The organism is Microbacterium sp. LWO12-1.2 (assembly GCF_040675875.1).
Taxonomy (GTDB): Bacteria; Actinomycetota; Actinomycetes; order Actinomycetales; family Microbacteriaceae; genus Microbacterium.
This window is the reverse complement of record NZ_JBEGII010000001.1, coordinates 520,075-532,524: the sequence shown is the minus strand read 5'-3', so window position 1 is coordinate 532,524 and position 12,450 is coordinate 520,075. Positions and strand designations below refer to the sequence as shown.

10 protein-coding genes are annotated in these 12,450 nt (G+C 68.5%); 5 read left to right on the top strand and 5 right to left on the bottom strand.

The window, feature by feature from the left end:
* Positions 1-5: 5 nt before the first annotated feature.
* Positions 6-1,037: a S66 family peptidase gene (locus MRBLWO12_RS02480; RefSeq protein WP_363552364.1), complete on the bottom strand. Its 1,032-nt coding sequence runs from the start codon at positions 1,035-1,037 to the stop codon at positions 6-8.
* Positions 1,038-1,343: 306 nt separating this feature from the next.
* Between MRBLWO12_RS02480 and MRBLWO12_RS02475 the strand changes: the two genes are divergently transcribed.
* The 4 genes from MRBLWO12_RS02475 (at position 1,344) to MRBLWO12_RS02460 (ending at position 4,900) form a co-directional block, all read left to right on the top strand.
* Entirely contained in the window at positions 1,344-1,850 is a 507-nt protein-coding gene (locus MRBLWO12_RS02475) for a hypothetical protein (protein WP_363552362.1), read from the top strand.
* A 23-nt stretch (positions 1,851-1,873) separates the two neighbouring features.
* Positions 1,874-2,566, top strand: coding sequence for a hypothetical protein (locus MRBLWO12_RS02470; protein ID WP_363552360.1), 693 nt, complete (start codon positions 1,874-1,876; stop codon positions 2,564-2,566).
* 108 nt (positions 2,567-2,674) lie between these two features.
* On the top strand, positions 2,675-2,881 hold the full coding sequence (locus MRBLWO12_RS02465) for an AsnC family protein (RefSeq protein ID WP_363552358.1): 207 nt from the start codon (positions 2,675-2,677) through the stop codon (positions 2,879-2,881).
* Between the two features lie 129 nt (positions 2,882-3,010).
* Positions 3,011-4,900 (top strand): ABC transporter ATP-binding protein, encoded by a 1,890-nt coding sequence (locus MRBLWO12_RS02460; RefSeq protein ID WP_363552356.1) that lies wholly within the window; start codon positions 3,011-3,013, stop codon positions 4,898-4,900.
* Between the two features lie 17 nt (positions 4,901-4,917).
* Here the strand turns inward: MRBLWO12_RS02460 and MRBLWO12_RS02455 are convergent, their stop codons facing one another.
* A complete protein-coding gene (locus tag MRBLWO12_RS02455; protein ID WP_363552354.1) occupies positions 4,918-6,102 on the bottom strand; it encodes a DUF4232 domain-containing protein in 1,185 nt (394 codons plus the stop codon).
* 149 nt (positions 6,103-6,251) lie between these two features.
* Positions 6,252-8,114 carry a phosphoenolpyruvate carboxykinase (GTP) gene (locus MRBLWO12_RS02450; RefSeq protein WP_363552352.1) on the bottom strand — a complete coding sequence of 621 codons (1,863 nt, stop codon included), beginning with the start codon at positions 8,112-8,114 and terminating at the stop codon, positions 6,252-6,254.
* A gap of 109 nt (positions 8,115-8,223) precedes the next feature.
* Between MRBLWO12_RS02450 and MRBLWO12_RS02445 the strand changes: the two genes are divergently transcribed.
* Positions 8,224-9,666: a helix-turn-helix domain-containing protein gene (locus MRBLWO12_RS02445; protein ID WP_363552350.1), complete on the top strand. Its 1,443-nt coding sequence runs from the start codon at positions 8,224-8,226 to the stop codon at positions 9,664-9,666.
* Between the two features lie 9 nt (positions 9,667-9,675).
* Here the strand turns inward: MRBLWO12_RS02445 and MRBLWO12_RS02440 are convergent, their stop codons facing one another.
* Together MRBLWO12_RS02440 and MRBLWO12_RS02435 are read right to left on the bottom strand one after the other, a co-directional pair.
* Positions 9,676-10,722 carry a winged helix DNA-binding domain-containing protein gene (locus tag MRBLWO12_RS02440; protein WP_363552348.1) on the bottom strand — a complete coding sequence of 349 codons (1,047 nt, stop codon included), beginning with the start codon at positions 10,720-10,722 and terminating at the stop codon, positions 9,676-9,678.
* 132 nt (positions 10,723-10,854) lie between these two features.
* On the bottom strand, positions 10,855-12,303 hold the full coding sequence (locus MRBLWO12_RS02435) for a glyceraldehyde-3-phosphate dehydrogenase (protein WP_363552346.1): 1,449 nt from the start codon (positions 12,301-12,303) through the stop codon (positions 10,855-10,857).
* Positions 12,304-12,450: the final 147 nt, after the last annotated feature.

Sequence of the window (12,450 nt, the reverse complement as noted above, 5' to 3'; positions counted from 1 at the left end):
TCGAATCAGTAGTCCGCCGTGATGGTGCTCGTCGCGCCGTCGAGCACCATGTCGCCGCCGTAGGGCAGGATCCACTGCGGGCGCGTGTGCCCGAACGGCACGCCTACGCAGACCACCGCATCCGGGTTGTAGTGGGCGACGACCTCGACCACCGCATCCCGCTGGGCGGCACGCAGAGCCGTCGCCTCGTCGTCGGACGGCAGGAACTCGAAGTCGCTGACCGGCGGGCGCGCCATCACCACTCCGGCAACCGCTCCGAGCATGCCGCGCTCCCCCAGACCTCGCAGCCAGCGCCGCACCCAACTCGCCGACGGGCGCTCCTCGCTGGTCTCCAGCAGCAGGATGGCGCCTTCGAGCTCTGCCACCGTGGGCAGAAGGTCGGCCAGCGCGAGGCTGTCGACCACCTCCAGGCAGCCGCCCCAGGTACGCCCGGCGACCCGTCGCGCCGGACCCGCCCAGGTCCAGGGCTCCGTGGGCGTGCGGTCACCGTTCTCGGTCAGAGCCCGCGGGTCGGTCCACCGCCGCCCGATGTCCTCCGACTCCCCTGGCTCGGTGATCTCGAGCGCGCCGCCGTCGAGCAGCGCAGCCCGCAGGGAGCGCAGATGGATGTCGTCGACGCCGGGTCCAGGGCCGAGATGCACCGCGGTCGAGCCGCCGTAGAAGCCGGTGATCCCGAGGCTCCAGAGCCAGTTGAGCATGTGCGTGTTGTCGCTGTACCCGAGGAAGGGCTTCGGGTCGGCGAGCGCGAGCGCCGGATCGAGATGCGGCACCACGAGGATCTGATCGTCGCCCCCGATCGTGGCGAGGATCGCGCGGATGCTCGGATCCGCGAATGCCGCGTTGACATCGGCCGCCCGCGCCTCGGGGCTCGCATCGAGCAGACGAGTGGTCGGGTACTCCACCGGCACGAGTCCGGTGAGCTCGGTGAGCCTCCGCAGCGCCTGCGCGTGGATCTCGGGCGCGACGGCGGGCGCGGCGAACGCGGGTGACAGCACGGCGACGCGGTCGCCGGCACGGAGTTTGGGTGCGGACAGCATCCATCCAGTCTGCCGCAGTGGTCGATGCGGATCGACAGGTCACCGCTGGACCTCTCTCCATCGATAAGGGCCACGATTCCATCCCCGATATACGTGACCTCCACGGTCTTCTGTCCCCCGAAAGGCCTACATCGACAATTGACACCGTCGGGCATGATGGACCGCAAGCGACCCCGCCCGGGGTGCATACTCGATAGGCGAACAATGACTATTCCGAGATCTGCCGCGGCATCGAAGAACTCCTTGGTGAGGTTCTCCCAAATAATCCTTATCGCGGCCATCGCAGCAGGATTCACTCTCGTATCAGTGCCAGATGCAAAAGCCGACGATTTCGGCACGTGCAGCTCAACCACCGGGTGTCGTGCCGACGATGCCAACATGGACTACTGCACCCCGTATCCATGGCCGGTCGCAGACTGGGGAACCCCGTTCGGTGATGCGATGGCCAATCTCGATGCACAGACAGATATGTATCGCACCTATGCGAATCCGTGTGGACCCCAGACGGACATCGGCGGGTACTTGAACACCTCTCCGGAGCGTCCGGACGGTCTCGGTTCGACGACGCGCGGGGTCTGGATATGCACGAAGAAAGTCGCGGGGAAACCGACGACCTGTGATCAGGGATCGATGGTCATCAATACGTCGTTGTTGCCGAACTACGCCCAGCGACGGAAAACCATGTGTCACGAGATCGGACACGCCGCAGGACTCACGCACACGTCGACTTATGGCGGCTGCATGGTGAGCGGATCCTCGACCAACATCACCTATTCGTCGCATCACGTCGCCCATATCAACGCCGCATACTGACGACTCGTCTCGGGAGAGTGAAAATGCACGCACGCAGCAAGACATGGACGGGAGCGAGCCTCGCCGCCCTGTTCCTCGTAGGCTCGATCGGCCTCTCCGGGTGCACCGCAACGGACCCCGCCGACAAGGCGGCGCCGACCCCAGCGACAGCCGCAAGCGCCTCGGCGGACGAGCTCCGCGCCCTCGTCCGCGATATCTCCTTCGACTACAACGATGTCCAGTCGAACGACGAACTCGCCGATCTTTCGGATGCCGTCTTCGCAGGAAGCGTCCTCGGAGTCGCTGACGGGCCGCAGTTCGGCAAGGCCGGTGACGGCCTGACGGAGATACGTAGCGTCGTCGTCGAAGTCCGCACGTCCGAGGTCGTCAAAGGAAGCCTGAAGGTCGGTGAAAGTGCGTACGTCGTGCTCTACGCGCCGGTCGACGTGAACGCTGCGCGCTGGAGCGCAGCACTGCCCAGCGGCACCAACGTCATCGTCTATGCAACCGAGTCCACTGCAGCGCCTCGCGGCAGCAACGGGCTCGACACGATCGATTCAACGAAGGGTCGCCCGAAGGGCGCTGCCCTGTATGTACCGGCGGTTCAGGGGTTCGCCGTCGAGCTGTCTGACGGGTCGTTGTACTGGCCGCTGACAGACGTGGCCAGAGATGACGAGCTCGCCGCGGCGATGCCCGGCGGTGAGGCACTCGGCAACACACTTCCCGGCGAGGAATAGCGGCACCGAACCCTGAAGCCGCCCGCCTGGTTCCGGTCGCCGCCACTCGTCGTCAACATCAGTTGACGCCGAGCGCGCGTCAATGTATGTTGACGTACGGAGGTCATCATGAACATGCGCACCGCATCAGCCGTCGATCCGGAGGGCGAGCCGATCGCCGAGCTGAGCCGGCTCGCCGGAGTCCGGGTCGACATCGCCCGCGCCGAAGAGGTGCAGGTCAGACGCGCCCGCAACGCCGGGTACTCGTGGCAGGCGATCGCCAGCGCTCTCGGCGTGTCGAAGCAGGCTGCGCACCGCAGATTCGGCCGCCACTGAGGGCTCGTCCGGCCGAGGGGAGCCCGTCACTGCACGCCATCTCGCGAGTGAGCAGTCTGGCGGATGGGCATCCGGCACCGCCGCAGGAAGTACGGTCGTAGTACGCCCTTCTCCAGATCGAGGTCTCCCATGTCCCGCACGGCGACTCCCCGCCGACGCGGACGCGGCGCGCAGCACGAAGGTCCGCGCGCCACGTTCCGCCAGCTCCTCCCGTTCCTCTTCGAGCACAAGCGCACGCTGGTCGTGGTGGCCGTGCTCAGCATCGTGGGAGCGGGGACCTCCCTCGTGCAACCGCTGTTGGTGGGGCAGGTCATCGAGGCCGTGCAATCGGAGAAGACCATCGGGATCCTGGTCTGGCTCCTCGTGGGCTTCGTGATCGCGTCGTCGATCATCTCCGGCTTCCAGCACTACCTGCTACAGCGCACCGGCACGGCCGTCGTGTACTCCAGCCGCCGCAAGCTCATCGCCCGCATCCTGCACCTGCCCACCTCGGAGTTCGATGCCCGTCGCACCGGCGACCTGGTCTCGCGCGTCGGCACCGACACCACGCTCCTCTACGCCGTGCTCACGCAGGGTCTCGCGGATGCCGTGGGCAACGTCGTGCTGTTCCTCGGCGCGCTCATCGCCATGCTGGTGATCGACCCGATTCTGCTGCTGCTGATCGTCGTCGTGATCGGCGTCTCGGTCGTGGTGGTCGTGGCGTTGAGCGGGCGCATCCGCACCGCATCGACGGAGCAGCAGGAGAAGGTCGGCGAACTCGCCTCCGGCGTCGAGCGTGCCGTGGGCTCGATCCGCACGATCCGTGCATCCGGTGCGACCGAACGCGAGACCGTCGCGGTCTCCCAGCTCGCGTCCGACGCCTACGGCATCGGTGTGCGCATCGCGAAGATCTCCTCGCTCGTCGTGCCGATCGCCGGCATCGCGCTGCAGCTCTCGCTGCTCGTCGTGCTGGGCGTCGGCGGCTTCCGCGTCGCGGCAGGCACGATCACGATCGCCTCGCTGATCGCGTTCATCATGTTCCTGTTCCTGCTCGTGATGCCGCTGGCCTCCACGTTCGGAGCCATCACGTCGGTGAACCAGGCGCTCGGTGCCCTGGGTCGCATCCAGGAAGTCCTGGACCTGCCCACCGAGACGCAGGACGACGAGAAGATCGCCGCCGCGGTGACCCGCGACGAGCCGGACCCGCAGTCCCCCGCGCTCGAGTTCCGCGACGTGCACTTCCGCTACCCGGAGAACGTCGTGGTCGCTCGACGCGCGGCGGCGAAGGAGGCTCAGGAGGTCCTCGCCGACGCGCACCTGGAACGTGCAGAGACCGATGTCACCGCGCCCGTCACCTCGCGCGAAGTGCTGCGCGGAGTGTCGTTCGCGGTGCCGCGCGGTGCCCGCGTCGCCCTGGTCGGTCCGAGCGGGGCCGGCAAGAGCACGATCCTCTCGCTCGTGGAGCGCTTCTACGACCCCACCGGCGGCTCGATCCGCCTGTACGGCCATGACTCCCGCACCTACACGCGTGAAGAACTGCGGGCCCAGTTCGGCTATGTGGAGCAGGATGCTCCCACTCTCGCCGGTACCCTCGCCGACAACCTGCGCCTCGCCGCTCCCGACGCCTCTGACGCCGAGTGCGAGCAGGTGCTGCGCGCCGTGAACCTGGGTGACGTGCTCGAGCGCAGCCCGCTCGGACTCGAGGCTCCGGTCGGGGAGGACGGCGTGATGCTCTCAGGCGGCGAGCGCCAGCGCCTCGCGATCGCCCGCGCACTGCTCACTGACGCACCGATCCTGCTGCTGGACGAGTCGACCTCCTCGCTCGACGGCGTGAACGAGCAGCGCATGCGCGAGGCGATCGATGCGGTCTCCACCGACCGCACGCTCGTGGTGATCGCGCACCGACTGTCGACCGTCGTCGACAGCGACCTGATCGTCGTGCTGCAGGACGGCGCGGTGGTCGGGCAGGGAACCCACGCGGAGCTCGTGGAGTCGACGCCGCTGTACCGGGACCTCGCCCGCCATCAGCTCCTGGCCTGAGCCGTCAGCCTGAGCCGTCACGCGGCGGGCGGCACCGCGGGCTGCCATGCCGTCACGTGCACGGTCGCGCCGGGGATCAGGTCCAGCGGCATCTCCCAGGAGAGCCGTTCCTCCCCCGGCGCCACAGCGACCCAGATGCTGCGCGCAGCGAGCTGTCCCTGCACCGAGTTCGCATCCCAGCCGACCACGGCCGTGGCCGAATCCCCCGGCTGGAGCGTGATCGACGAAGGACCCGGGTCCTCCGCCATGAAGGAGCGGCCATGCTCGACGCTCACGTCGAGCAGATGCCCGTTCTGGTCGCCGTACGCCACGTCCGGATATCCACGCAGGATGCACGGCTCCTCCGCCACGTTCACGAGCTGCAGCAGTTGACCTCGATGTCCGGTCGCGCCATCCGGCGGCGGCGTCATGATCGTCGTGTTCTCCGCGGTGCACGCGCCGTCGGCCGTCGCTTCGTCGGAGGGCCCTGCCGTCGGCACCGGCTCCCCCTCGGCGGAGGGATCGGGAGCCGCTGCTCCGCTCGGATCAGCTTCCCCCTCTGTCGTCGCCTGCTCCTCGCGCAGCTGGTCCTGCATCGCATCGTCACCGGCCTGCGCCGCGACCGGGATGAGTATCAGCGCGACCGCCGCGATCAGCGCCACGACGCGACCCGACGCCGTCGCACCGGGCTGTCGCGCTGGTGTCGTGCCCTCGTCACGCGTTCGCCCTGAGCGGGCGCTCACGAGTGCCGGGATCCACCCCACCACCACGGCCCACCAGGTCGTCTGGGATGCGGCCCCCATGGTGCCAACGGCGCCGCCGATACCGAAGTCGCCGATCCCGGTGACGAAGTTCCCGAGATCCAGTGCGGCGCCGATCGCGAAGGCGACCAGAATCGAGGCCAGCCAGCCGGCAGGGAACCCGGCTCTCCTCGGAGAGAATCGAGCGGCGAGCGCAGCGAACCCGGCCACGAGCACGACCGCCATCAGCAATTGCACGAGGACCGCCCACAGCACCGCGGTTCCGAAGACGCCACGGGTCAGGGGCGAGGGCACGAGCCGCGCCAGCGTCGCCAGACTCCCGCCTGCCTGGGACAGGAGATACGGCACCCAGCCGCAGAGGAACCAGAGCAGGGCGAGCACCGCTCCGCCGATCAGACCTGACTTCAACGCACCGCGACGCATCACGTTCTCCCCGGACAGCACCGCGGACGCGCGGATCATCCGACCCTATCGGGGCGAGCACCGCGGTCTGCGGATCGAGGCAACGCGAAGGCGGGATGCCGGAGACCACTCAGCCATGGGTTCGTCTCTGACATCCCGCCTTCGCGGGTATGAGGCACCGGCTCCCCCGAGCCGGTGCCAGTCTGGGGCTACGCCTTCTCGAGGCGGTAGCGCAGCGACGCGAGCTCGGCGCGCAGAGCGGCCGGGACCTTGTCGCCGAAGGTGTCGTAGAACTCCTCGGTCAGATCGGCCTCGGTCTTCCACGCCTCCGCATCGACGGAGAAGAGCTCCTCGAGGTCGGCGGCGGGGATGTCGAGTCCGTCGAGGTTGAGGTCCTCCGGACGCGGCAGGCGGCCGATCGGGCTGTCGACCGCGGACACGTCGCCCGCAATGCGGCGGATGACCCAGTCGACGACGCGCGAGTTGTCGCCGAAGCCGGGCCACAGGAACCGGCCGTCGGCACCGCGGCGGAACCAGTTCACCTGGAAGATACGGGGGGCACGATCGAAGCGCAGTCCCCGACCGACCTTGAGCCAGTGCCCGAAGTAGTCCGCCATGTTGTAGCCGCAGAACGGAAGCATGGCGAAGGGATCGCGACGCAGCTCGCCGAGCGTGCCCTCAGCGGCCGCCGTGCGCTCGGACGAGATGTTCGAGCCCAGGAAGACCCCGTGGGTCCAGTCGGTCGCTTCGACCACGAGCGGCACGTTGCTGGCTCGACGCCCCCCGAAGAGGATGACGTCGAGCGGAACCGCCTGCTCCCAGTCCTCGGAGATCTGCGGGCACTGTGCCGCCGCCACCGTGAAGCGCGAGTTCGGGTGCGCGGCCGGACGCCCGGAGTCGGGCGTCCAGTCGTTGCCCTCCCAGTCGATCAGGTGCGCGGGCGCCTCGTCGGTCAGGCCTTCCCACCACACATCGCCGTCGGGGCGGAGCGCGACGTTCGTGAAGATCGTGTTGCCCCACAGAGTCTCGACCGCGGTGACGTTGGTGGACTCACCGGTGCCGGGGGCGACACCGAAGAAACCGGCCTCGGGGTTGATCGCCCACATGCGGCCGTCCTCGCCCGGACGGATCCAGGCGATGTCGTCGCCGAGCGTCTCGACCTTCCACCCGGGGATCGTCGGGCGGAGCATCGCGAGGTTCGTCTTGCCGCACGCAGACGGGAACGCGGCGGCCACGTGGTACGCCTTGCCCTGCGGGTCGATCACGCGGATGAGGAGCATGTGCTCGGCGAGCCATCCCTCATCGCGGGCGATCACCGAGGCGATGCGCAGCGCGAAGCACTTCTTGGCGAGGATCGCGTTGCCGCCGTATCCGGAACCGAAGGAGTAGACCTCGAGAGTCTCGGGGAAGTGCACGATGTACTTCTCGTCGTTGCAGGGCCATTCGACGTCCTGCTCGCCCTCCGCGAGCGGAGCGCCGACGCTGTGGACCGTCTTGACCCACGGAGCGCCCTCCGCGATGCGGCGCGTGACGGCATCGCCGACGCGGGTCATGATGCCGATGGAGGCGACCGCGTAGGCGCTGTCGGTGACCTGGACGCCGATGTGCGAGAGGGGTCCGCCGACCGGACCCATCGAGAACGGCACGACGTACATCGTGCGACCGCGCATCGAGCCTTCGAAGATCTCGGTCATCTTGGCGCGCATCTCTGCCGGGGCCGCCCAGTTGTTCGTGGGGCCGGCGTCCTCTTCGCGCTCGGAGGAGATGTAGGTACGGCCCTCGGTGCGAGCGACATCGCTGGGATGCGAACGGGCGAGGTAGGAGCCGGGGCGCCATTCCGGGTTGAGCTTGATGAGCTTGCCCTCGTCGACCAGGCCGCGCAGCAGCCAGTCGTTCTCGGCACGCGAACCGTCGACCCAGTGCACGGAGTCCGGCTGGGTGAGCGCACGGATCTCCTCGACCCAGGCGGCCAGCTCAGCCATCGCGGGGGTGTCGTAGCTCGGCGCAGCACCGAACGTACGCGCAGCGGCGACGGGGGATGTGCGAGGGGCGAAGACTTCAGCGATGGCCATGACAGCTCCTTTGATGAGTGGGGCGTTGCATCCATCTTCTTCCGGCTTACGGCACTCTTTCGGCCAAATTGGACGATAAGAAACATGATTCTTTCGATATGATCAAGGAATGGCGACCTCCGGCATCCACCTCACGACCCTCGGCCACCGCATCCGGCACCACCGGCTCGCGAATGGCTACACGCTCGATGAGCTCGGCGCACTCGTGGGGGTCGCCGGCTCGCAACTGAGCCTGATCGAGAACGGCAAGCGCGAGCCGAAGCTGTCCCTGCTGCAGGCGATCGCCCAGGCGACGAGCACCGAGGTCACCGATCTGATCTCGGGCGAACCGCCGAACCGCCGCGCCGCTCTCGAGATCGAGCTGGAACGCGCACAGGAGAGTCCGGTGTTCCGTCAGCTCGGCGTCGCCCCCGTGCGCGTCACGAAGGGCATGAGCGACGAGACCATCGAGTCGCTGCTCGGCTTGCACCATGAGCTGCAGCGGCGCGAGCGCGAGGCGATCGCCACACCGGAGGAAGCGCGCCGCGCCAACACCGAGCTGCGGCTGCGCATGCGCGCACAGCACAACTACCTCGGCGATATCGAGAAGCTCGCCGAGAAGCATCTGCGCGCCGCCGGACACGTGCAGGGGGCACTCACCCACCGCACCGTCAGCATCATGGCCGAGAAGATCGGCTTCGAGCTCATCTACGTCAACGATCTCCCGCACTCGACGCGCTCGGTCACCGACCTGGAGAACGGGCGCATCTACCTGCCGCCGGCCTCGATCCCCGGTGGCCACGGCCTGCGCTCGATGGCGCTGCAGGCGATGGCGCACCGCCTGCTCGGACACACGCCCCCGACGGACTACGCGGATTTCCTGCAGCAGCGCCTGGAGATCAACTACTTCGCCGCCTCGTGCCTGATGCCGGAGGCGGCATCGGTCGCGTTCCTGCAGCAGGCCAAGAAGGATCGCAACCTCGCGGTCGAGGACTTCCGCGACGCGTTCGGCGTGACGCACGAGGCAGCGGGCATGCGTATGACCAACCTGCTCACCGAGCACCTGGGCATGTCGCTCCACTTCCTGCGCGTGGATGCCACCGGCGCGATCACCCGGGTCTACGAGAACGACGACCTGCCGCTGCCGATGGACGTCACCGGCGCCGTGGAGGGCCAGCGCGTCTGCCGCAAGTTCCAGGCGCGCGGCGCCTTCACTCAGCAGAACCGCACGACCGAGCATCACCAGTACACCGACACCCCTTCCGGCACGTTCTGGTGCTCGACACAGACCGGCTCCTCCAGCGACGGCGAGTTCTCGGTCACGGTCGGCGTCCCCTTCGACGACGCCCGCTGGTGGCGCGGCCGCGAGACCGCCGACCGCGCCGTGTCGACCTGCCCCGACGAATCGTGCTGCCGACGCCCTTCGACAGAACTCGCGGACCGCTGGAGCGGCAAGGCGTGGCCGAGCGCCCGCGTGCACACGCACATGTTCTCGCCGCTCCCCCGCGGCGCGTTCCCCGGGGTCGACGACAACGAGGTCTACAACTTCCTCGGACGGCATGCCAGCGAGTGACCGGGAGGTTCAGGTCTCGAGAAAACTCCTGAAACGCTCCAGCGCAACGGAGACGGCCTCCGCATCGACCCCGCCATCGAACAACTCCGGCGGAGCACCGAGCGATGCGCTCGCATGGGTCCAGCATCCGATCACCCGGCCCTGTGCCACGAGGATCGGACGCACCATGCCGTTCTTGCCGGGGCCGATGGTCGCCAGATGCTCCGGCGCGGATACCGCCGTGCGATCGGCATAGGAGATGTAGTACTCGTCGAAGGCGCCGAGGGCGTGCACCGTCGGGGCGTCCGCAGCTCGGCGTGGGCGCGTCTCGGCCACGAACAGTCCGGTCTCGATCTCGACCACGCGATGCGCTGCCCGCGCGGCCGCCTCACGCGAGACACCGAGCGTGAGCCCCGACCACCAGGCGAAGTCCACGACGCCGGCGGGGCCGTGGCCGGCGACGTAGCGCACGAAGAGTTCGGCGAGCGGGTCGTCGGGGTGCGCGTGCTCGCGGATGTGCTCGTCGACCAGCACGAAGCGCTGCCCCCTGGCCACGCCATCGCGTGACACGACCGGCCCCTGGCAGATGAGCCCGTCGATCGTGAGCGTGAACAGCAGATGGATGCCCCGCTGCCCGGTGGGATCGATGCCGATGCCCTCCAGCAGCGTGAACACCTCTGATCGGGTCAGACCCCCGCCGCGGAGCGCTGGCGTCAGCACGCGCACGGTCGCCGCGACCATCTCGTCGTCGATCCCGAGGTCGCGGTGTCGCGACGCCGCCTGCTGGCGCTGCCTGCCCGCCGTGACCTCCAGGATCCACCCCAGGTCACGGGCCGCGACCGTGTGCAACGTGCCGCGCATGGTCCAGCCCCGCACCAGGTCGCCGCGGTCGAAGGCGCGGTCGACCGCACGCAGCCCCGGCTCCCCGCGCGTGCGCACGGCCAGGGCCCACCGGCCGGCGGTGAAGTCCTGGCTCTGCACGGCGAGCATGTGCCCTGCCGCATCGGTCACGGTGCGCGCCGGCGCCGTGAGGCGGTGCGACCGGAGCCGCTCGGACAGCAGTGTCGCGCTCTTCATGCCCCCATCATGCACGGAGCATCCCTCTTGAGGTCGAAAACAGAGACCGATCAGCCCAACACCGGCGCGGCGCAGCGCGGCACGCCGTGCCGACGACATCCGCTCTGCGTTTTCCAGCGCACAGCCGACGCGTCAGCTGTCCAGCGTGACCTCGCGACGGGCGGGGAGCACGACAGGGTGGGAGCCGGCCATGACCTCGAGCACGCGGATGACCTGGCAGGAGTAGCCGTACTCGTTGTCGTACCAGACGTAGAGCACGACGTCGCGATCGTTCGCGATGGTCGCGAGACCGTCGACGATGCCCGCCCGATGCGAGCCGACGAAGTCGGTGGAGACGACCTCAGGGCTCTCGACGTAGTCGATCTGCTGACGCAGCTTCGAGTGCAGCGATACCCGGCGCAGGTAGTCGTTGAGCTGGTCCTTCTCGGCCGGCCGTTCCAGGCTCAGGTGCAGCACGGCGAGCGAGACGTCCGGCGTGGGCACGCGGATCGCGGAGCCGGTGAGCTTGCCGGCGAGTTCGGGGAGAGCCCTGGCGACGGCCTTCGCGGCCCCGGTCTCGGCGATGACCATGTTGAGCACGGCCGATCGGCCGCGGCGGTCTCCGCTGTGGAAGTTGTCGATCAGGTTCTGATCGTTCGTGAACGAGTGCACCGTCTCGACGTGGCCGCGCACGATGCCGTAGGCCTCGTCGATCGCCTTGAGCACAGGGGTGATCGCGTTCGTGGTGCACGACGCCGCCGTGATGATGCGGTCGTCGGGCTCGATCGTGTCGTCGTTGATGCCGTGCACGATGTTCTTGAGCGCACCCTTGCCCGGGGCGGTGAGCAGCACACGGGCGACGCCCTTCGCCTCGAGGTGCCGGCCGAGACCCTCCTCATCGCGCCAGCGCCCGGTGTTGTCGACGACGATCGCGTCGTGGATGCCGTAGGCGGTGTAGTCGACGGATGCCGGGTCCCCCGAGTAGATCACCTGGATGCGGGTGCCGTTGGCGATGATCTGCTCGGCTTCCTCATCGACAGTGACGGAACCGGCGAAGCGGCCGTGCACCGAGTCGCGCAGCAGGAGCGACGCGCGCTTGACGAGGTCGTTCTCAGAGCCGCGGCGCACGACGATCGCCCGCAGTCGCAGGCCGCTGCCGCCACCCGTGTGGGCGATCAGGATACGTGCGAGCAGCCGGCCGATGCGACCGAAGCCGTAGAGCACGACATCGGTGGGCGCGGCCACCACGGCGCCGATCGCGGGCGCGAGCGCCTCGGCGAGGTAGGCGTCGAGCGGGAGGTCGCTCGACGCATGACCTTCGACCAGACGGGCCACGTCGAGCGACGATGCCCCTGGCGCGAGCGCGTGGATCGCTTCGAGCACGGCGAGCGTGTCGTCCAACGGGAGGGCCTCGTGTCCGAGCTGGGCGACCCGCTCGTGCACTTCGACCAGGGCGGTGGCCGACAGGCCCAGCAGCCGATGGCCGTGCAGCGACGTGACCACGTCGTGCTCGCGCTTGAGTGAGCCGATGAGCGGGATCATCCGCTCCGCCAGCTCTTCTCTCGTCATCCAGTCGTCGCCGTACGCGGCGGAATCGTTCATCTGCGTCCTTGCATGTGTGAGCGCGCACCGAGATCGCCGGCGCGCAAGTTGCCGGGTGAGCTTCGGGGGATGCCTCCCAGCGTACGCGGCCGGGGGCGAGTGCCCCGAATCGGCTGTCATGCATCGCCTGTGATCCATCGCCAGACA

Excerpts from the sequence above, each read along its gene's own strand:
- MRBLWO12_RS02470 (WP_363552360.1), top strand. The coding sequence starts at position 1,874 with ATGCACGCACGCAGCAAGACATGGACGGGAGCGAGCCTCGCCGCCCTG.
- MRBLWO12_RS02480 (WP_363552364.1), bottom strand. The coding sequence starts at position 1,037 with ATGCTGTCCGCACCCAAACTCCGTGCCGGCGACCGCGTCGCCGTGCTG.
- MRBLWO12_RS02440 (WP_363552348.1), bottom strand. The coding sequence starts at position 10,722 with ATGAAGAGCGCGACACTGCTGTCCGAGCGGCTCCGGTCGCACCGCCTC.
- MRBLWO12_RS02460 (WP_363552356.1), top strand. The coding sequence starts at position 3,011 with ATGTCCCGCACGGCGACTCCCCGCCGACGCGGACGCGGCGCGCAGCAC.
- MRBLWO12_RS02435 (WP_363552346.1), bottom strand. The coding sequence starts at position 12,303 with ATGAACGATTCCGCCGCGTACGGCGACGACTGGATGACGAGAGAAGAG.
- MRBLWO12_RS02455 (WP_363552354.1), bottom strand. The coding sequence starts at position 6,102 with ATGATCCGCGCGTCCGCGGTGCTGTCCGGGGAGAACGTGATGCGTCGC.
- MRBLWO12_RS02450 (WP_363552352.1), bottom strand. The coding sequence starts at position 8,114 with ATGGCCATCGCTGAAGTCTTCGCCCCTCGCACATCCCCCGTCGCCGCT.
- MRBLWO12_RS02445 (WP_363552350.1), top strand. The coding sequence starts at position 8,224 with ATGGCGACCTCCGGCATCCACCTCACGACCCTCGGCCACCGCATCCGG.
- MRBLWO12_RS02465 (WP_363552358.1), top strand. The coding sequence starts at position 2,675 with ATGAACATGCGCACCGCATCAGCCGTCGATCCGGAGGGCGAGCCGATC.